General features: G+C 55.4%; 17 protein-coding genes, 1 tRNA gene and 1 pseudogene. 16 read left to right on the forward strand and 3 right to left on the reverse strand.

Annotated features, from left to right (window positions below):
- The first annotated feature begins 18 nt into the window (after positions 1-18).
- Positions 19-3325 (forward strand): annotated as a pseudogene (locus tag G439_RS10990) (error-prone DNA polymerase).
- Positions 3326-3331: 6 nt separating this feature from the next.
- Here G439_RS10990 and G439_RS0103205 read toward each other — a convergent pair.
- The gene (locus G439_RS0103205) at positions 3332-3994 is read right to left on the reverse strand and encodes an HAD family hydrolase (RefSeq protein WP_022867748.1); all 663 of its coding nucleotides are present in this window, start codon (positions 3992-3994) and stop codon (positions 3332-3334) included.
- 115 nt (positions 3995-4109) lie between these two features.
- On the opposite strand from G439_RS0103205, the gene G439_RS0103210 reads away from it, so the two are divergent.
- The 6 genes from G439_RS0103210 to G439_RS12600 all read left to right on the forward strand — a co-directional run bounded on the left by G439_RS0103210 (position 4110) and on the right by G439_RS12600 (position 8141).
- A complete protein-coding gene (locus G439_RS0103210; RefSeq protein WP_022867749.1) occupies positions 4110-4571 on the forward strand; it encodes a MarR family winged helix-turn-helix transcriptional regulator in 462 nt (153 codons plus the stop codon).
- Positions 4572-4744: 173 nt separating this feature from the next.
- Positions 4745-4830 (forward strand) — tRNA-Leu (locus G439_RS0103215).
- Between the two features lie 80 nt (positions 4831-4910).
- Complete coding sequence (locus G439_RS0103220; RefSeq protein WP_026459341.1) at positions 4911-5597, forward strand: DsbA family oxidoreductase; 687 nt, start codon at positions 4911-4913, stop codon at positions 5595-5597.
- Positions 5594-6634, forward strand: coding sequence for a GNAT family N-acetyltransferase (locus G439_RS0103225; RefSeq protein WP_022867750.1), 1041 nt, complete (start codon positions 5594-5596; stop codon positions 6632-6634). The genes G439_RS0103220 and G439_RS0103225 overlap by 4 nt, the downstream gene beginning before the upstream one ends.
- 82 nt (positions 6635-6716) lie before the next feature.
- Positions 6717-7814, forward strand: a complete 1098-nt coding sequence (locus G439_RS0103230; RefSeq protein WP_022867751.1) for an FAD-dependent oxidoreductase — start codon at positions 6717-6719, stop codon at positions 7812-7814.
- Between the two features lie 30 nt (positions 7815-7844).
- The gene (locus tag G439_RS12600; protein ID WP_022867752.1) at positions 7845-8141 is read left to right on the forward strand and encodes a hypothetical protein; all 297 of its coding nucleotides are present in this window, start codon (positions 7845-7847) and stop codon (positions 8139-8141) included.
- A 91-nt stretch (positions 8142-8232) separates the two neighbouring features.
- Here the strand turns inward: G439_RS12600 and G439_RS0103240 are convergent, their stop codons facing one another.
- Positions 8233-9168: an aldo/keto reductase gene (locus tag G439_RS0103240; protein ID WP_022867753.1), complete on the reverse strand. Its 936-nt coding sequence runs from the start codon at positions 9166-9168 to the stop codon at positions 8233-8235.
- Positions 9169-9256: 88 nt separating this feature from the next.
- Between G439_RS0103240 and G439_RS0103245 the strand changes: the two genes are divergently transcribed.
- Together G439_RS0103245 and G439_RS10995 are read left to right on the forward strand one after the other, a co-directional pair.
- The gene (locus tag G439_RS0103245) at positions 9257-10114 is read left to right on the forward strand and encodes an undecaprenyl-diphosphate phosphatase (protein ID WP_022867754.1); all 858 of its coding nucleotides are present in this window, start codon (positions 9257-9259) and stop codon (positions 10112-10114) included.
- Positions 10111-10794, forward strand: a complete 684-nt coding sequence (locus tag G439_RS10995; protein WP_022867755.1) for an HAD family hydrolase — start codon at positions 10111-10113, stop codon at positions 10792-10794. Before G439_RS0103245 ends, G439_RS10995 begins: the two co-directional genes overlap by 4 nt.
- A gap of 6 nt (positions 10795-10800) precedes the next feature.
- On the opposite strand, the gene G439_RS11000 is transcribed toward G439_RS10995, so the two are convergent.
- On the reverse strand, positions 10801-11658 hold the full coding sequence (locus G439_RS11000; RefSeq protein WP_022867756.1) for a RecB family exonuclease: 858 nt from the start codon (positions 11656-11658) through the stop codon (positions 10801-10803).
- An 80-nt stretch (positions 11659-11738) separates the two neighbouring features.
- Here G439_RS11000 and G439_RS0103260 point away from each other — a divergent pair, with 80 nt between their 5' ends.
- The 7 genes from G439_RS0103260 to hisF are packed head-to-tail and all read left to right on the forward strand — an operon-like array spanning position 11739 to position 19305.
- A complete protein-coding gene (locus tag G439_RS0103260; RefSeq protein ID WP_022867757.1) occupies positions 11739-12788 on the forward strand; it encodes a tRNA (adenine-N1)-methyltransferase in 1050 nt (349 codons plus the stop codon).
- Positions 12778-14334 carry a proteasome ATPase gene (gene arc / locus G439_RS0103265; RefSeq protein WP_022867758.1) on the forward strand — a complete coding sequence of 519 codons (1557 nt, stop codon included), beginning with the start codon at positions 12778-12780 and terminating at the stop codon, positions 14332-14334. Before G439_RS0103260 ends, arc begins: the two co-directional genes overlap by 11 nt.
- Positions 14331-15866 (forward strand): depupylase/deamidase Dop, encoded by a 1536-nt coding sequence (gene dop / locus G439_RS0103270; protein ID WP_022867759.1) that lies wholly within the window; start codon positions 14331-14333, stop codon positions 15864-15866. The genes arc and dop overlap by 4 nt, the downstream gene beginning before the upstream one ends.
- Positions 15867-15902: 36 nt before the next feature.
- Positions 15903-16085 carry a ubiquitin-like protein Pup gene (locus tag G439_RS0103275; protein WP_022867760.1) on the forward strand — a complete coding sequence of 61 codons (183 nt, stop codon included), beginning with the start codon at positions 15903-15905 and terminating at the stop codon, positions 16083-16085.
- 1 nt (position 16086) lies between these two features.
- Entirely contained in the window at positions 16087-17475 is a 1389-nt protein-coding gene (gene pafA, locus G439_RS11005) for a Pup--protein ligase (RefSeq protein ID WP_040434605.1), read from the forward strand.
- Positions 17472-18509 (forward strand): FKBP-type peptidyl-prolyl cis-trans isomerase, encoded by a 1038-nt coding sequence (locus tag G439_RS11010; protein ID WP_022867762.1) that lies wholly within the window; start codon positions 17472-17474, stop codon positions 18507-18509. The genes pafA and G439_RS11010 overlap by 4 nt, the downstream gene beginning before the upstream one ends.
- Before the next feature lie 22 nt (positions 18510-18531).
- A complete protein-coding gene (hisF, locus tag G439_RS0103290; RefSeq protein WP_022867763.1) occupies positions 18532-19305 on the forward strand; it encodes an imidazole glycerol phosphate synthase subunit HisF in 774 nt (257 codons plus the stop codon).
- The last annotated feature ends 5 nt before the right edge of the window (positions 19306-19310 follow it).

Genomic DNA, 19310 nt, shown 5'->3' on the forward strand with positions numbered 1-19310 from the left:
GTTCGATACACTTGTTGGGTGCTACCAACACGATCAGTCGAACCCTGTGAATACGCAGAGCTTCACGCTCATTCGGCTTTTACTTTTCTTGATGGCTGCGATGCCCCCCGCTGATCTTGTTCACACGGCCGCAGACCTGGGGCTACAGGGATTAGCGTTGCTTGATGTTGATGGAATGTACTCAACGATTCAGGTGACAATGGCTGCCCGCGATAGTGGGCTACCAATTGTTTATGGATCAGAGCTGACACTGGATCACAAACAATTCTCCCCCTTATTTTTTCGACAGATCAAGCGGGGTGGGGGGCTAGTAGCAGGAGCTGAAGATCCGGGTATTCGCTTGCCGATTCTTGCGACTTCTCCCAGGGGATATACCTCTTTATGTGCCTCCATGAGCGATCACTTCCTTGCTCGCCCTGGTCGGCGCAAATCCGCTCATCTGTTGGAAGATCTATCTGAGCATTCTCGCGATTGGATTGTTATGACAGGGACCGCGCGAGGTCCCTTAAAAAGGGCGATTGCCCAGGGAGGAGTGCCAGCAGGAGAGAAGATGCTTGACCTGTTGATTGGCCTCTTTGGCCGCGAAAGTGTTGTTGTTGAGAATTGTGCTTTGCCCACCGATAGTCGCGTTGAGTCAGATCGTCTTGCTGACCTTGCTCACCGTCGAGGGCTGCGACTGGTGGCTACGACTGGTGCGCGTTGTGCGACGCCAAACTCCCAGGCTCTTGGCGATGTCCTGTGCGCCACTCGACTCAATCGGACTTTGGAACGGGCTGAACCACACTTGCCGGCTTTTCGTACTTTCTTACGAAGCGCTTCAGAAATGGTCCAGATCCATCGGCATCATTTAGACGATGTTGCCAACGCTTGTGATATTGCTCGACAGGCCGCTTTCGATTTGCGTCTGGTCGCACCCCATTTGCCTCGTACTCACGTCCCCAGTGGACATACTCCCGCTTCATGGCTGCGCGAATTGACTTATCGGGGAGCGAGGCGTCGATATGGATCTGCCAGTGACAATCCGCAGGCCTGGCGCACTATCGAACGTGAACTCGACATTATTGCCGACCTGGATTTTCCCGGGTATTTCCTCATTGTCAATGAGATTATTGACTTCTGTCGTAGCAAGGGGATTCTGGCTCAAGGACGCGGTTCTGCAGCCAATTCTGCCGTGTGTTTTGTTTGGGATCACTGCCGTGGACGCGGTTCGCCACCAGCTTCTTTTTGAGCGCTTCCTTTCTGCTCAAAGATCCGGGCCCCCTGATATCGATATCGATATTGAGGCTGAGCGCCGAGAAGAAGTCATCCAGCATGTTTATGAGACTTATGGGCGTGATCGGGCAGCGCAGGTTGCCAATGCCATCAGCTATAGGCCACGTTCTGCTGTACGCGATGCAGCGAGAGCTTTGGGTTATCCATCGGGGGTGGCGGCAGCTTGGAGTAAAAGCGCAGGGCAATATCGGCGTCGTATGGGATGGAGGGATGAGGTCGTAGATTCTCAGGAAGATAGCGAAAACGACACAACGGCGCATCACCAAAACGATGAGGAAATCCCCGTCCTCGTTGAAAAAGTAGCTTCTGCTTTAAACAGGCTCCCACGTCATATGGGAATCCATTCCGGTGGCATGGTCCTGACAGATGAACCTGTTAGCCAGATCTGCCCGGTGATGTGGGCAGCGATGGACAATCGCTCTGTCTTGCAGTGGGACAAGGAAGATTGTGCGGATGCCGGCCTGGTCAAATTCGACCTACTGGGATTGGGAATGCTGACGGCACTCAGGCTCTGTTTTGAGGCCCTTGCTGATGAGGGGAAACGAGGCCGTGGTGGACAGATCCTGGGTTTGCATTGTGTTCCCGAGGACGACCCTCGCACTTATGACCTGCTATGTGCTGGCGACACGGTCGGAGTATTTCAAGTTGAGTCTCGGGCGCAGATGAATACTTTGCCGCTCCTGGCTCCTAGATGTTTTTACGACATTGTCATCGAAGTAGCGTTGATCCGCCCTGGGCCTATACAAGGCCATGCGGTGAATCCATATCTGCGCAGGCGCCAGGGCCGTGAAGCGATCACCTATCCGCACCCTTTGCTTCGACCGGCCTTAGAGAAAACTTTAGGAGTGCCTATTTTCCAGGAGCAACTGATGCGTATCTCCATTGATGCTGCTGGTTTTAGCGCTACCCAAGCAGATCAACTGCGCAGAGCCATGGGAGCTAAGCGCAGTGCGGAACGTATGGAAGCGCTCAAGCCCGCACTGATGAACGGGATGGCTGAGCGAGGAATTGATGAGGATACGCGCAATAAGATCTACAACCAGTTGAAGGGGTTTGCAGACTTCGGATTCCCCGAATCACACGCATTTTCATTTGCCCACATTGTTTACGCTTCAGCTTGGCTTAAAGTCCATGCGTCCAAGCAATTCTATGCGGCTCTCTTAGCAGCCCAGCCCATGGGGTTCTACCCTGCGGCCTCGTTGGTTCAAGATGCACGAAGACACGGCGTGCGCGTGGGTGGCCCCGATGTTCAGCTATCCCGTCAGCGTGCTCATGCCCACCGCGCAGACAGTAATAACCCGCCAGCTCCTGCTCCGATTGCTCCCGTCACCCTGGACTGCGACGAGAACACCATTGTGCGAATTGGTCTTGATCAGATCAAAGGATTGGGTACTGCAGCGGATCGTATTGTCGCTTGTCGTGATACGGGTGGAACGTTTGCTGGAATGGCTGACTTGGCTTCCAGAGCATCCTTAAGTTCTCGAGAATTACAGCTCCTTGCGCGCGCCGGAGCCCTTGACAGATTGGGAGTTTCTCGAAGAGAAGGAATATGGGCTTCTGGGGCCTTGGGACAAGAGCAATGGCACCAGCCCTTTTGCTGGGAACCGAAGTTGGTGTTCGCCCTCCTTCGCTTTGTGCAATGTCACCGGTTGAAGAACTGCAATCTGACTATGAGTCTGCGTCTTTAACAGTCAAAGATCATCCTTTGAAGGTGTTACGACCGTGGTTACAAGCCCGCGGAATTATTGCGAATCACGATGTCACACAAAACTTGGATAAACGAGTCATCAAAGTGTGCGGGATTGTCACTCATAGACAGCGTCCCAACACGGGGTATGGAGTGATTTTCTTGTCTCTGGAAGATGAAACAGGGCTATTAAACGTGTCTTGTTCGAAGAATATGTGGACCCATTTTCGCCGCATGGCACTACAAGCACATGCTCTCGAAATTAGGGGCAGAGTCGAGTACGCCGACGGAGCGATCAATATTAAGGCTCACGCGATGGAAGAAATCAGGCTGGCGCTAACCCTGCGATCACGAGACTTGCGCTAATCCGATTCAGCGCGAATGCGGCAACAATAGTTCGCGTAGATCTGCCAAAGTTTCGGCGTGGGCATCCGCGCCGGATAAGCCACCTTCTCCCGGGTATCCCCAGCCCACTGCAATAACCGGCAATCCGGCTTCGTGGGCGCCCTCGATATCCCAAATGGAATCTCCGATGAGTACGGGAGCGGATACGTCGTGTCCCATGGCTTCCATGCATTCCAAAGCGTCTGCAATAACCGTGGCTTTCGTGCATTCTCGCGAAGAGTTCGCGCCGGCAACAACGTCGAGGAGAGAATCAAAACCCAGGACACGCATCTGCTCTTCAGCCATGTAATCATCCTTCGAAGACGCTGTCGCCATCGGATAGCCGCCTTGCCGGAGCTCGACCAGCAGCTCTTTGATGCCAGCGAAGGGTTGCGGTTCCAAATAGTGCTGATCATAGATCTCTTTGTAACGCTGAAGAAGATGTGCGGCCTTGTCACCGAAGTATCCGAGCGAATCAATAGACCACCACAGAGGCGGACCAACATACTTTTGGAGTTCTTCGTAGCTCGGGATTGGATAACCGCACTCGCCAAGAGCTGTTTCGAATGCGCCGATCACTACGGGAGCAGAATCAACCAAAGTGCCGTCAATATCGAAGAGAAGACAAGACCAGGGACCTAAGTGGGGCACGACGCGACCTTTCTTCTACGCTCATTCACGGCAACTATGCCATATGATCCGACCTGTATACGTGCGACGCGGAAGCGGACTGTGAACGGAGAGGCAAGTGGTGGATGGGCCGGGGATGAACCCGATCAACGAGGCGGGTAATCGACGCTCAGCTGCTTGGCGGGTTTTCTTCGAGGCTTCGGGCAGACTTCAGGGGATTCTTGAAACGCGTCTCAAGCGAACCTATGGCGTATCGATGCCCGACTACAACATTCTTCTAGCGCTGTGGGAAGCCAAAGATCATCGCCTACGTATGGGGGAGTTGGCTGAAAGGGTCGTCTACTCGCCCTCGCGAGTGACCTACCTTGTATCGAACCTGACAAAAGACGGATGGGTCGTTCGCATTCCTTCCCAAGACGATCGACGCGGCTACGATGCGTGTTTAACCACACAGGGAATTGAAACTGTGTTGGCTGCCACAGATCTGCATCAGCAGACCGTGCGTGAATATCTTCTTGATGGCATGACAGACGCCGAGATCAACCAGATCGTCAAGGTCTTCTCGACCTTGGACTCCAAGCTCAAATCTTCGCTGTGACGCAAAAATTTGCTTCTATGCGCTCCAAAACAGCAAAAAATCAACGTCGGTTCACTAATGTTGATGTTGTCATTCACATCCTGACTCATCTCGATTGGCCTTTAGGCTCGCAAGCGTGTTAGTGTTCTTCTCGCTTCACGGCGAACGTTTCAAACGCAAGTCGTGTGTCACCTGCGCGGGTGGCGGAATAGGCAGACGCGCTAGCTTGAGGTGCTAGTCCTCGTATTAGAGGGTGGGGGTTCAAGTCCCCCTCCGCGCACGACTGAAATCCCCAGAGCATTTGCTCCGGGGATTTCTTATATCCTCAACCCGGATGCGATCTACTGGAAGAGAGTCACCGTGCACATCGACGTTTGGGCGGATGTCGCCTGCCCGTGGAGCTACCTAGGTATTCGCCACCTGCGCACCGCCTTATCGGAATTCGAGCATCGTGACGAAGTGGAAGTTGTGATCCACGCCTACTTTCTGGATCCGCAGCTTGAGGGTCCCTTGGATATCAGCCGATCGGAATACCTTGAGTCGTTTGGATCAGTGAGTGCTGAGCAGATTGAGGAATCAAATGAGAGGCTCCGCAAGCTAGGGCGAGCCGAAGGCGTCGTCTTTGCTTTTGACAATGTGATTGTCGCCCCGACCTCCAACGCGCACCGGGCTATCGCTTTGGCCCATGAACTCGATATTGAGCGCGATACAGTCACCGGCCCAGATACGACAGCGCTCAAGCTTTTTGAAGCTTTAAGTCGGTCCTACCTAGAAATGGGCTTAAATCTAGCCGACCCTGACGTAGTGATCGGCTGCGCTCAGGATATTGGCATGGAGGCTGACAACATCGTTCGCGCGATGGCTGAAGAACACTACGCCGCCAAAGTGTTCTCTGATTTCCAAATCGGCGTGCAGATGGGAATAGATCTGGTACCGACGTATCTATTTGATCGGGCATTGGTTGTCCAGGACCATCAACCAGTCACAGCGATGCGTAACATTCTGTCCAGTGCATGGGACCACAAGCAACAGGAGCAACAGTCATGAATCTGCGTACGCCAGTTAGTGTTGATGGCCAGTCGATCCGCCTTGTACCTATGGGCCCCCAACACGCCCGCCCAATGACCGATGCGCTTCAGGATCCACGGATTAGTCAAACAACGACCATTCCTTTCCCGTACACGCTTGAGATGGCGGAAGAAAACATCGCGGGATCGGCACAGCGGTGGAATGTAGGCGGTGGCGACTGGGCGATCGAAGCGGCCGACAACGGGGAGTTTCTTGGTCGGCTCGAACTCATAGCCTCGACCCGAACACCCGATCAATACGAGCTCGCTTTCTTTTGCCGCTCCGACCGCTGGAACCAGGGCATTATGTCGCAGGCCGTCAGGGTGGCAGTCAACCTTGCCTTAGACGAGTGGGGCGCTACCCGTGTGGAATGGTTCGCCCACATCGATAACTGGGCGTCCTGGAAGCCTGTGTGGAAGTGTGGTTTTAAGCGCGAGGGCGTGCGCCGTTCCTCCGGTGGTGACCTATGGCAGGCGGCGATCCTCCCTTCCGATCCACGCCAGCCTGCATCCCCCTGGGATGGGCCCGGTAGCGGACGTGGCCCAGCACTTGACCCGTCAAGACCCCAGGCATTGGTTGAGCAATTCCACCGAACCTATTCGATGCCTATACGCCTGGGATCGGGCGCCGCCCCGACCATCGACTATGAGCGCCTCCATATGCGGATGTCGCTCATTACCGAAGAATTTGCTGAGTTGCTGGGCGCGGTCTATGGTCCCCAGGCAAGGCGAATTATTGAAGAGGCTGTCACGGCGGCGGTTGCCTCTGATGAACATGAACGTGACCTGGTTGAAACTGCGGATGCATTAGCTGACCTGGTCTATGTGATTTACGGCATGGGGATTGAGTCAGGTATCGATCTTGACAAAGTTCTTGCAGAGGTCCAAGCCTCCAATCTTTCCAAGCTCATGCCCGATGGAACGGTCAAGCTGCGCGAAGATGGAAAGGTTTTGAAGGGCCCAGATTTCTTTGCGCCCAATGTTCGCCGCGCGCTCGGCCTGGGCGAAGAACAGTAAACCCGTGATCTTTGTCGCGCGCATCTGAGCGCGTCACATGGGAAGATACTTGTGATCTGTGAATCCTAAGGAGGACCAAAACATGGCGCGTGTCGTCGTAATCGGTGGCGGATACGGCGGTGTCACCGTCGCCAAGGGACTTGACCCGATGGCTGAGGTCATTCTGATTGAGCAAAAAGACCAATTTGTTCACCATGCTGCAGCCCTGCGCGCTGCGGTGGATGAAGTCTGGGAACACTCAATCTTCATGCCGTACACAAATCTTTTGAAGAACGGAACCTTCATTCAAGGCACCGTCTCCAAGGTTGAGGGCACGACGGTCCACGTCTTTGGACGCGAACCTATCGAGGCTGACTACGTGGTCATGGCGACTGGCTCGACCTACCCCTTCCCTGCGAAGTATTCCTCATCCAAGACTCAGGTAGCCAAAGCTCGCCTCGAACAGCTCCACGAAAACCTAGCGGGCGCCCGCTCAGTCATGATTGTTGGTGGCGGCACGGTCGGCATTGAACTGACGGGCGAATTGGCGAACGCCTACCCGGAACTCGAAATCACGATCGTCGAAAAAGACGAGCAGATCCTTTCGACTCCGGGCTACACCGATGAGCTGCGCAAGGAAATTTCACAGCAGCTCGCCGAGCTTGGTGTACGGGTCATTACCGGTTCAGAACTGGCGTACTTGCCGCCTCATAACGTCGGCGAGCTCGGGCACTTCCAGGTTGCAACAAAGCACGGTGATGAGATTGAGGGCGACATCTGGTTCCAGTGCCACGGTTCTCGTGCGAACTCCGGCTACTTGGTGGGAACTGAATACGAAGAACTTTTGCTTCCTTCAGGTGCCCTTCAAGTGGAGGCGAATCTGCAGGTCAAGGGGCATACCAACGTTTATGCTGTCGGAGATTTAACGGATGTGCGTGAGTCTAAGCGTGCCGATGCTGCGCGCCAGCAAGCTCGTGTCGTCATCGCTAATATTTCCAATCAACTCGAGGGCGAAGAACCTGACGCCGTCTATCAGTCGACCAAGGAATGGGTGATCCTTCCTCTCGGTCCTTCGATGGGTGCATCTCAGTTGCTCGATGCCGACGGCCAGACCAGAATCTTGGGTGCAGAGCAGACGGCCGAGATCAAGGGAACTGATTTGATGGTTTCTGTTATCCGGTCGCAACTCAATCTTCCGTGAGTCAGGCCACGCCGAAGCTAGGATCGTTATATGACTTCCCAGACGCGGCACGCTTTAACTCGCCTGATCGATGCCTTCGAGACGCACTTTGCCTTGGCTCAACTCGGTGAAGACTCTGACGCCGACGCGTTAGAAGCCGCTGAGGAACAGCTACGCAATGCGTTCTTCACCTACGATGACGAACTCTTCACTCGCTTCGGCGTTGAATTGCCTTTCGACCTTCTCGATGAAGAAGATGACGAGGATTTCGACGAGGACGAAGAAGAGGACTTCGACGATGTAGACGAGGACGATGAAGACGATGACTTCATCGACGTGGATGACTAATAAGGCGAACGCAGTCTAGGCGAGCCAAAGTACCCCCGCTTACAAGACCTTTGACGAGGGCCAAGCGAAAATCTCGCCCTCGTCAAAGGTCTTATTGCAACCCAGCTACCTCATTGAGCACGAGACGGATAGGTTCAGGCAGGGGATCTGAATGCTCTATCAGCTGATCGAGCTGACGGGCTGTCCTAGGACCAACAATGGCCGCACACACTCCAGGAAAGTCTCTAGCCCAAGCAAGGGCGACATCAGTGGGCGTTCGATCTAGGCCATCGGCAGCTCGAACCACTGCCTCGATGATGCCGCGAGACTCATCGTTGAGATAGGGCAAAACACTGGAACGCAGGTGCGGCGATGCTGCTCTGGAATCGGGAGGCGTCGAATGACGGTATTTGCCCGTCAACGCGCCACAGGCAAGTGGGGAGTGAGCAAGGAATCCCACACCTCGTTTCCGTAGGGAGTCAATCCGACCGCTGCCAGCGCGAGCTGCCAAGAGAGAAAACTCATCCTCAACCACAGCCATCGGTGAGCGTCCCAACGACGCTCTCGTCACGGCCTCAGCGAGCTCCCAAGTCGGCATACCCGACACTCCCACATAGTAAGCCCGGCCAGACGAGCGCGCGGTTTCCAGCGCTTCCAACGTTTCGGTCAGAGGAATTTCCGGGTCGTAGGGAGCTAACCAAGCGTCGACATAGTCCGTGCCCAGACGGGCGAGGGAATCATCCAGAGACTTCAGCATGTCACCGCGTGCACCGGAGGCCACCCAGAAAGAGCCTTCTTGGCGAGCGGCGCCACGCCATACGAGGACCACGCGATGTCGACCCAAAGCATTTAGTCCCTGAGCCAGTACATCCGTTGCCATTCCATCGCCGTGGCGAGGAGAAGCTTCCACCAGGTTTCCACCCGCGTCAATAAAACGCGACAGCATTTCGATGGCTTCGAGATCATCGGTGTCTCGCCCCCAGGTCAAAGTCCCTAAACCAAGCTCAGAGACCCGTAGTCCAGTCGTTGCGCATTGTCTGATTCGCATGCTTTAAGGGTACGTGGTGGGCGTTCCCACACATCGTGTGCCCCGCCGGAGCGCGGCTGAGCGCCCGAAGCCCCGTAGAGTGGAAACCATGAGCTGGCTCGACGCAATTATCCTGGGATTCGTCCAAGGTCTAACCGAATTCCTTCCCATATCTTCTTCGGCCCACCTCCGGATTATTGGTGAGCTCATTGGCAATTCGGATCCTGGGGCTGCCTTTACAGCGATCACACAGATTGGCACGGAGGCTGCCGTGCTGATCGTCTTTTGGAAAGACATTGTTCGCATCATCGGACACTGGTTCAGGGCGCTACCGTTTTGGCCTCAAGCCAGCCGCCTGAGCCCAACGGATCCAGACGCACGCATGGGGTGGATGATCATCGTTGGTTCTATCCCTATCGCAGTCTTGGGCCTGCTCTTGGAAGACTGGATTGACACGACATTTAGAAATCTGTGGATCACAGTGGCAATGCTTGCTTTCTTCGCCGTCTTGCTGGGCACAGCAGACCGTGTGTGTCCACAAGAAAAGACTTTGAAAGAGTTGTCCTGGAAGGATGCGATCCTGTACGGATTCGCCCAGGCGATGGCCCTCATCCCCGGCGTGTCGCGCTCTGGTGGCACCATCACCATGGGACGCGCGCTGGGCTACACGCGAGAAACAGCCGCTAGATATTCCTTTCTGCTAGCAATGCCTGCGGTTTTCGCATCAGGTTTCTACAAGGTCTACAAGGTGTTCTCGGGAGGAGAACACGTCGATGTAGGCCCCACAGTTGTAGCCACTGTCATTGCCTTTGTCGTTGGCTGGGCGTGCATCGTCTGGTTCCTCAAACTGGTTTCGACCAAGTCGTATATGCCGTTTGTCTGGTATCGCATCGTCGTGGCCATTGTGGTCGCGGTTCTGCTCATCACGGGCGTTTTGACGGCCACAGGAACGGTGGCAGTGTCGTGAGCCAGCTACCAGCAGCCGTCTTGGTGGATCAAGACGGAACGGTTGTTGATACCGAACCCGTGTGGGAGCGATGTGAGGGCGAACTCCTGTCATCAATGGGTGGGGTGTTAACCCGCCAGATGCGCACGCAGATGGTGGGCGGTCCTTTGCGTACAACTGTGGAGGTCATGCTCAGCGCAGCGCCACATCCTCGTCCGGTGGACGAAGTCGAAGCCGAATTAGTTGACGCCGTAGCCAACTACATCCACGAACACGGAGCACCTTGGATGAAAGAAACTCCGGCGTTCATTTCCCGAGTCAGGAGCATGGGCGTTCCGATTGGCCTGGTGACATCTGCTTGGGGACGTATTGCCCGCGCTGTGGCGGCACAAGCCCCAAGCGGCGGCTTCGACCTTGTCATTGCTGGAGATGAGGTCGCCCAACCCAAGCCTGCGCCAGACGCGTACCTGGAGGCAGCGCGGCAGCTTTCGGTCGATATTCGCAACTGCGTTGTCGTTGAGGACTCGCCAACGGGTATTCGCGCCGGCGTAGCCAGCGGTGCGCATGTCGTTGTCATTCCAGGTGAGATTGCGATTCCTGCAAGTCCCGATTATTCGCGCTTGAGCTCCCTGGAGGAATTAACCGAGGAAGCTCTTATACGTCTGACAGCGGGCGAAATCATTGACACCTGTGCCAATTAGCTGACGCTAAGCGACCCGTGTTTGTAGGAGCCACTGGATCCGTTCCTGGTCAAGTTCGGGAGTTGTCCCACCGAAAAGCGGACACATCGAACGGACCCCGCACCAGTTGCACAAAGGATTTTTACGCGGGGCGAACTCACCTTTGACAGCGTCGGCCTCAATGCGTGACCACAACTGACTCAGCTGAACTCTGAACGCCTCAATATCTGCTGCCTGCGGATCTAAGGTCAGCACTTGTCCGGCCTTGAGATAGATCAACTGTGTACGAGCTGGGAGACGATCAACTAACTGCAAGAGCAATGCGTAAAAACGCATCTGGAAAAGAGCTTCTTCTTGAAAACGAGGTGACGGAGCTTTTCCGGTTTTATAGTCGACCACGCGCAGGGCCCCATTGGGCGCACAGTCGACGCGATCAATGAAGCCGCGCAACCTGATTCCCTCATTTGTTACCGCATCAATGAGTTGCTCCCTGCTGTGCGGCTCAAGACGCTTCGGATCTTCGATAGCAAAATATTGGCTCAAAATGGTCCTCATTTGCGATTCCCATTGAGATTGGTCCTCTTGATCGACAAAGAGTTCAAGCACTTGTGGATCTTTTGACTTCAGCGCTGCCCATTGCTGGCTTAAAAGATCCTGCGCATGGGCATCGATCCGCTCAGGGGCGGGTGCGTCGAAAAGATGTTCGAGCACCGCATGGATGAGAGTTCCCATAGTTGTTGCTTTTGTTGCAGGTTCTCTGATCCGATCAACAACGTGGAGCCTGTATTGCAAAGGACAACGCTCATATTCCTTCGCTCGACTTGCAGATAGCGCCGAGGAGCGCGAAACGTGGCTGCCTTCGCGTAGAACTTGCTGGTCATTCATAGGAACACCGTATCTGGGCTCTCAGGCGTTTGCGGACTCACATGGGAGCTGTGGACTGTCCACGATAGAATCGAAGCGATATGAGTGAAGAGATGACGACAAATACCGACGTTGCAATCGGACAGCAGAACAGGCGAGGTCCTCTCAGGGTCGGGGACCGAGTTCAAGTTCGCGATCCGAAAGGTCGGTTCCACCAGGTGATCCTCGTCGAAGGTGGGCGCTTCCAGTCAAACCGCGGAGGCTTCAGTCACGATGAGCTCATCGGACGCCCTGACGGGCAGGTTATTACCACCGATGAAGGCCGCCAATTCCAAATTATGCGCCCCCTTCAAGTTGACTATGTCATGGCAATGCCTCGTGGTGCGGCTGTCGTGTACCCAAAGGATGCGGGAGTAATCATCCACATGGGTGATATCTTCCCCGGTGCCACAGTTGTCGAAGCCGGTGCTGGTTCTGGTGCGCTATCCCTGGCTCTGCTCAACGCGGTTGGTCCGCAAGGCAAACTCATCTCAGTGGAACGACGCGAGGATTTCGCCCAGATCGCCAAAGCCAATGTTGACCTGTGGTTCGGAACCGAACATCCTGCGTGGGATCTTCAAGTCGGCGACGTGGAAACGGTACTCAACTCCCTAGAGGCTTCCAGCGTCGACCGAGTTGTGCTGGATATGCTGGCACCCTGGGAGAATCTTCAAGCAGTTTCGCGCGCGCTGATCCCCGGAGGCGTCCTCGTCTGTTACGTAGCCACCGTCACCCAAATGTCGCGCCTCGTCGAAGACCTGCGAGCCACCGGACAATACACCGATCCGATTGCATGGGAAGATATGCGACGTGAATGGCACCTTGATGGGCTCGCCGTTCGTCCCCAGCATCGCATGGTTGCCCACACGGGATTCCTTCTAATCACCCGTCGACTTGCTCCCGGGGTCGATCCGCAGGAGCGTTCGACTCGCCCGGCAAAAGCTGCCGAGGGCCTTCAAGGCCAGTGGAACGGCGTTCAAGACTGGAGTGAAGAATCCGTTGGCGTCAGAGTTTCCTCTCCCAAGAAAGTCCGCAAGGTCCTGCGAGACACGACGAATCAGGCTGACACGTGGGTCGAGGATCGTCGACAAGGACAGTCAGATGACCAGTGATTTTTCCGCTCATCAAGTCGATGAGATGCAGCGCCTGATTGTCTCTCTCGAAGGTAAGAACGAACGACTTTCCCAGGCACTCACGCAAGTGCGGGGCCAACTCATACAAATGCAGGCCCAGCTCCAGGAAGTTAATCGTCCTCCGCAGACTCTGGCTCTCTTTGTTTGCGCCGATATTGCCTCACGTCAAATCGAAGCGATTGTTAACGGGCGACATATGCGTTTGGCCGTAGCGCCCGCTCTAGACCTCGCATCCTTGTCCTACGGACAGTGGGTCAGGGTTGATGACAAGATGATCGCGGTTGCCGCCGACGTCTTCCCTCGTACCGGCCAAATGGCGTCAATCCTTGAAATGGTTGGCGACGACCGCGTTCTCGTGGCGGCTGATGGCGGACAAGAACACCTCCTGATATTGGCCGGTCCTCTGCGGCACGGGAACCTGCGACCCGGAGATTCTCTGGCGGTTGATTTGCGATCCGGCATCGCTTTCGAACGCATTATCCGCTCTGATGTCGAACAGTTGCTCACGCCAGAAATCCCTGAAACCACCTATGGTGACATTGGCGGCCTCGGCGAGCAGATTCAACAAGTGCGCGACGCTATTGAACTTCCTTTCCGCCACCCGCAGATGTATCGAAATTACGGTTTGCGGCCCCCCAAAGGCATTCTTCTGTATGGGCCGCCTGGTTCTGGCAAGACGCTCATTGCCAAGGCCGTCGCCAACTCACTCTCAAAGCAGGGGAGCGGCAAACAGACATACTTCCTGTCGATTAAGGGCCCCGAACTGCTCAATAAGTTCGTCGGTGAAACTGAACGTCAGATCCGAGCAATCTTTGCTCGCGCCAGATCCCTTGCCGCAGGAGATGTTCCAGTCGTCATCTTCTTTGACGAGATGGAGGCTCTGTTTAGAACCCGAGGGACAGGCGTGTCCAGCGACGTCGAAACCATGATCGTTCCCCAGCTCTTGGCCGAAATGGATGGCGTCGAATCTTTGGATAATGTCGTCATTATTGGAGCATCAAACCGTGCTGACATGATCGATCCTGCAGTTCTACGGCCGGGGCGCCTCGATGTTCGCATTCGAGTTGAACGACCAGATAGGCAAGGAGCTAGCGAAATCTTCTCGAAGTACCTCACGCGAAACATTCCACTGCACCAAGACGAGGTCGACGCCGCAGGCTCGAGCCAAAATGCTGTTGATGCAATGATCGAATCTGCAGTAGATCGCCTCTTTGTCGAGGACGAGACAACCGCACTTTTTGATGCAACTTTGTCCTCTGGTCGAATCAAACGCATTCATCTGCACGACATTGTTTCGGGAGCGATGATCGCTGGCATCGTTGAACGAGCAAAGAAGCATGCGATTAAAGAATCTCTCGATGGCGTTGACCGAGGAATGTCAATGCATCACCTGCTCATGGGTGTCTCTGAAGAAATGAATGAGTCTGTGGAGTTGGCTGCGACCTCATCCCTGGAAGATTGGTCGCGCACCATCGGCCTACGCGAGGAGATTGTCAGCATTTCGCCTCTGGGAGCCCATGCATGACAACCCAACGCATTATTGCCACCGAAACCGAATACGGTGTGTATCGCCCCGGCGATCCCTGGGCCAATCCCGTGGCTCTATCAAGCCAGGTCGTGCGTGCCTACGCCGAGCTGTCTCGAAATGGAACAGCCACCGAAGGTTTAGGACCTGTGCGCTGGGACTACACGGCTGAAGACCCTCTCAACGACCTCCGCGGGATGCGGATGTCGCGCGCAGCAGCAGATCCGTCCCTACTCACTGATGACCCCTACCACCTTGCTCCTTCAGGGGGAACTGAAAGGGTCGCACGTCCCACCCCGGAAGAGTTGGCTCTGCCTGCTGCGACAACAGCGGTACTGACCAACGGAGCCAGGCTCTACGTCGATCATGCCCACCCCGAATACTCTGCTCCCGAAACCTTGGGGGCAATGGATGCCGTCCTTTGGGATCGTGCCGGTGAAGTCATTGCCGACCGAATGATGCGCGCTGCCGCCGATGCCGGGGACGGGCAGATCGTCCTCGTCAAGAACAACACGGATGGCAAAGGTGCTGCTTATGGCACCCACGAGAACTACCAGATGCGCCGCGACGTTGATCTTGATCATGTCGTACGGGGTTTGACTCCATTCATGGTTTCGCGGCCCGTGACCTGCGGGGCTGGCAGAGTCGGCATCGGGCAAAAGAGTCAAGTTCCTGGCTTCCAGCTCTCCCAGCGTGCTGACTTCGTGGAAAATGAAGTTGGGTTGGAAACGACCTTCAACCGGCCCATTATCAACACCCGCGATGAGCCCCATGCTGACCCCTCGCGTTTTCGTAGGCTTCACATCATCGGCGGTGACGGCAATATGTTCGACTGCTCAGCACTCTTGCGCTTTGGCACCACGTCGCTTGTCATTTGGGCTATTGAGCAGGGCATTGGGCTTGAATGGGAATCGCTCGCCCTTGACGATGCTGTCCAAGAAACATGGAACTTCTCCCACGACCCGCATTTGAATTACCGAGCCACAACCGCGGGCGGTCGTTCATACAATGCGGCCGAACTGCAGCAGGTCTACCTCGACCTGGTCGTCGCAACTTTTGACCGCACTGGAATTGAGCCGAGTGAGGAAGACCGTAGAGTCCTTGATCTGTGGCAATCCGTGTTGGAGCGCATGCGCAATGATCTTTTCTCCGTGGCAACCCAGGTTGAATGGGTGGGCAAGTATCAGCTTGTTAAACGGCAAAAGGAACGTGCACAGCTGGACTGGAGTGATCCGCGTCTGGCAGCGATTGACTTGCAGTGGGCGGATCTGCGCCCCGACAAGGGACTCGCCTTTAAGTTGGGTCGCGCAGGACTCATTGAGAGGCTCTTTAACGATGAGGAAGTGCAAAGAGCCGCAGATTGTGCTCCAACAAACACACGCGCCTCTATCAGAGGTCATGCGGTTGCCAACGACCCAGGATTGGTGAAAGCCTCGTGGACGTCTCTTGTGCATGACCCAGGGCAGGGGGATCTCGTTCGTGTTCCTCTGCCTGACGCACGACAGCTCCACACGCCATCATTACAGGATTAATGGGCGCTTCAGCGCCGCAGATCAGGAGAAAAATCAATGTCTCTCAACCAACTTTTTGCTGGATCTGGCTCCGATGACCATTCGGACGAGGACGGAGCCGCCGGCCAGGTTCAAGCGCAGACCAACTCCATTGACGACCTTTTAGACGAAATCGACACCGTGCTCGAGACTAACGCGCAGGCTTTCGTCCAGGGCTTTGTTCAGAAGGGTGGCCAGTGAGGTGAGGCGCAGAGTCGTCGGAATCGAGACGGAGTATGGGCTGACAGCCGCCACAACGACAGGGCAGCCGTCCAGCATGGATGCCGATCATGCGGCGCGCCTCCTCTTCGAGCCTCTGCTACACCGAGGACGCTCCTCCAATCTCTTCCTACGCAATGGTGGAAGGCTCTATCTCGACGTCGGCTCACATCCGGAGTACGCGACCGCCGAATGCGATCAACTCATAGATGTGCTCGCTCAAGACCGAGCGGGCTCTCAGATGCTTGCCCAGCTCGCCCAGCAAGCTGACGCGGCACTCGATGATCTCGGTGCCAGCGAAAGGCTTCATCTTTTCCGCAACAACGTGGACTCACAGGCAAACTCTTATGGCTGCCACGAAAACTATTTGCTCCACCGACGTAGAGACTTCCGGCAGGTCGCAGACGCTCTCGTTTCCTTCTTCATTACACGCCAGATTGTGGTGGGTAACGGATGGCTTAAGCCGACGCCGTCGGGAGTCCGGTTGACGTTTTCGCAGCGTAGCGAGCAAATGTGGGATGCAGTGTCTGCTGCAACCACGCGATCACGTCCAATTATCAATACCCGCGACGAACCTTTAGCTGATTCCGGTTCATACCGGCGTATGCACGTCATTGTGGGAGATACGAATGTCGCCGAGCCCACAACTGCCCTCAAAGTTGGTATGACCCAGATGCTGCTGGAAGCCATAGAGGATGGGCTACATATTGAAGATCTTTCCTTAGCGGACCCCATGCGAGCGATCCGTGAAATCAATTCCGATCTGACGGGCACAACGTCTGTAGATTTGGCGGATGGACGTTCTATGACTCCCGTTGGAATCCAACGTGAGATCCGCGGACGCATCCTGGAGGCAGTTGACGAGTCCAGCCTAGATCCGATCCATGCATACGTTGCCGACCTGTGGGACAGGGGACTGGATGCTATCGAGTCGGGGGACTGGTCGGGCGTTGATACTGAACTTGATATTGCTATTAAACGTAAATTGCTGACCTCTTATGCCAGTCGGCAGTCGGCGTCTTTTGACGATGCACGGGTTGCTAGGTTGGAGCTTTCCTACCATGACATCACTTCCGCGGGCCTGCTTGAACGTATGGAAAGTGCAGGCCTGGTGAGGAGATTGACAACGCGTGCGCAAGTTCGCGAAGCCTTAACGGTGCCTCCGCGAACCACCCGGGCACACCTGCGTGGCCGCATTATTGCTGCTGCGGAGGACACGCGAACGGATCTCACTGCTGACTGGGTGCATGTGCGAGTGGACGACCATTCGGCAGCTCCATTGTCTTTACAGGATCCACTGGCCAACGAAGACCCTCGTGTCGATGCCCTCATTGAATCGATGACGCGTCTCCAAGGCGATTTACCCGCATGACGATTCCTATACGCTCGCAGGTCGCAGCGGCTTCGGGGGAACATCGTCCGAAGCCGCTCAAACGCGTGCTATTGCCTCTTATTGCTATTGTCGTTGCCCTGAGCGTGACGCTGCTGACCGTGTTCCTCATGCAACACGGCCAGGATGACTCAGAAGTCGAAACGACCCCGCAGTCGATTTGGTCGGTCTTTGATGCTGTGTCGGTGTCGGGCAGGGTAGGGGCGGTTCCCGTTGTGGCCGTTAATGGTCAAATCAATGTGAATGCGATGAAAAGCCGCGTTCTTGCCAGCGGTAGCGGAAGAACAATTACGCAAGATGCGCCGGTCCTGCTCTCAGTCACAGCCTTTGATGGTGACGATGGCACGAACCTTTCGCCCCAAGGTCGACCCCAGCTCATGGTTGGACGCGCCGACGCTGACACCGTTGGACAAGACATCCTGAATTTGGTGGTGGGACAAGCCGAAGGAGCTCGAATCCTCGTTGTACGGCCAATCGCACCAGAACAGGGCGCGCAAGGATCCTCATCTTCGGTGGAAATCGACGTGATCGACATTTTGGCGTCCATTGCCTATGGGGATGAAGTCACAGGCGAGCAAGCGGGCTCCCTCCAGGTGACTATGCGCGACGAAGGCCCCGTAATTAAACATGATGAGCAAGTGCCCGGCGGACTGACTGTTCAAACTTTGATTTCAGGTGCTGGAGGGCAGGTACTTGAAACGGATCTTGTGGTGGCTCAGTTTTCTGTTGTGGGATGGAATGACGGTGTTGTGCGTGCTTCAACCTGGCAGACCGGAATTCCCGAGTTGGTTGATATGAACACCGCGATGGTGGGACTGCGTCAGGCTCTGGTTGATCAACGTGTCGGTTCTCGACTGGCAATTTCAATTCCGCCTGATATGGCCGAGGGCGATGACACTTTGTGCGTCGTCATTGATATTTTGGGAACTCAACCTTCCACCGTTTCTCAACCTGAACAAGATTTTCCCCAATCTCAATCCGGCACCTCGGACGAAAACACCAAACAGTCCGGCTAAACGTCCCGTTAGGATCGATGGCATGACCGTAGCTTTGCGTATTATTCCCTGTCTTGATGTTGATGCGGGCCGCGTCGTTAAAGGCGTCAACTTCCAGAATCTGCGAGATGCAGGCGACCCCGTTGAACTTGCTCGCCGCTACAGCGGTGAAGGGGCTGACGAAATCACTTTCCTTGACATCTCAGCGTCGGCAGATGGGCGAGCCACCATGCTTGACGTTGTCGCAGCCACTGCCGAGCAGGTATTCGTCCCGTTAACAGTTGGGGGCGGGGTACGTAGCGTTGACGATGTCGCCAGGCTTTTAGCTCACGGTGCCGACAAGGTTGGAATCAACACCGCAGCGATTGCTGACCCGGATTTGCTGGCGCGAGTTTCTGATCGTTTTGGCAACCAGGTGATTGTCTTGTCCGTTGACGCTCGCAGGTGCCCCCCAGGAGTGTCTACTGCCTCCGGCTATGAGGTGACGACGCATGGCGGTAGACGCTCGACGGGCATCGACGCCATCGAATGGACGATTCGCGCCCAAGAACTTGGGGCCGGTGAAATCCTCCTGAACTCAATGGATGCCGATGGTGTTGGTGACGGTTTTGACCTCGAGATGCTCTCACAGATCCGCTCGCATGTCGGCGTACCCCTCATCGCCTCGGGCGGTGCCGGCACATCAGACCATTTTGTTTCTGCGGCCCGCGTCGGCGCCGACGCAGTCTTAGCGGCATCTGTGTTCCATTTCGGCACTCTGACGATTCACGAGGTCAAGCAGCATCTGTCAAGCGAGGGTTTCCCCGTCCGTATGTAGCACCT

It is taken from the genome of Schaalia vaccimaxillae DSM 15804 (assembly GCF_000420425.1).
GTDB lineage: Bacteria > Actinomycetota > Actinomycetes > Actinomycetales > Actinomycetaceae > Pauljensenia > Pauljensenia vaccimaxillae.

Bases quoted from the DNA above. Each gene is read 5' to 3' on its own strand.
- G439_RS11010 (WP_022867762.1), top strand. From the start codon at position 17,472: ATGACGATTCCTATACGCTCGCAGGTCGCAGCGGCTTCGGGGGAACAT.
- G439_RS0103260 (WP_022867757.1), top strand. From the start codon at position 11,739: ATGAGTGAAGAGATGACGACAAATACCGACGTTGCAATCGGACAGCAG.
- dop (WP_022867759.1), top strand. From the start codon at position 14,331: ATGACAACCCAACGCATTATTGCCACCGAAACCGAATACGGTGTGTAT.
- G439_RS0103245 (WP_022867754.1), top strand. From the start codon at position 9,257: ATGAGCTGGCTCGACGCAATTATCCTGGGATTCGTCCAAGGTCTAACC.
- G439_RS0103230 (WP_022867751.1), top strand. From the start codon at position 6,717: ATGGCGCGTGTCGTCGTAATCGGTGGCGGATACGGCGGTGTCACCGTC.
- G439_RS12600 (WP_022867752.1), top strand. From the start codon at position 7,845: ATGACTTCCCAGACGCGGCACGCTTTAACTCGCCTGATCGATGCCTTC.
- G439_RS0103240 (WP_022867753.1), bottom strand. From the start codon at position 9,168: ATGCGAATCAGACAATGCGCAACGACTGGACTACGGGTCTCTGAGCTT.
- arc (WP_022867758.1), top strand. From the start codon at position 12,778: ATGACCAGTGATTTTTCCGCTCATCAAGTCGATGAGATGCAGCGCCTG.
- G439_RS0103225 (WP_022867750.1), top strand. From the start codon at position 5,594: ATGAATCTGCGTACGCCAGTTAGTGTTGATGGCCAGTCGATCCGCCTT.
- G439_RS11000 (WP_022867756.1), bottom strand. From the start codon at position 11,658: ATGAATGACCAGCAAGTTCTACGCGAAGGCAGCCACGTTTCGCGCTCC.
- G439_RS0103275 (WP_022867760.1), top strand. From the start codon at position 15,903: ATGTCTCTCAACCAACTTTTTGCTGGATCTGGCTCCGATGACCATTCG.
- hisF (WP_022867763.1), top strand. From the start codon at position 18,532: ATGACCGTAGCTTTGCGTATTATTCCCTGTCTTGATGTTGATGCGGGC.
- G439_RS0103210 (WP_022867749.1), top strand. From the start codon at position 4,110: ATGAACCCGATCAACGAGGCGGGTAATCGACGCTCAGCTGCTTGGCGG.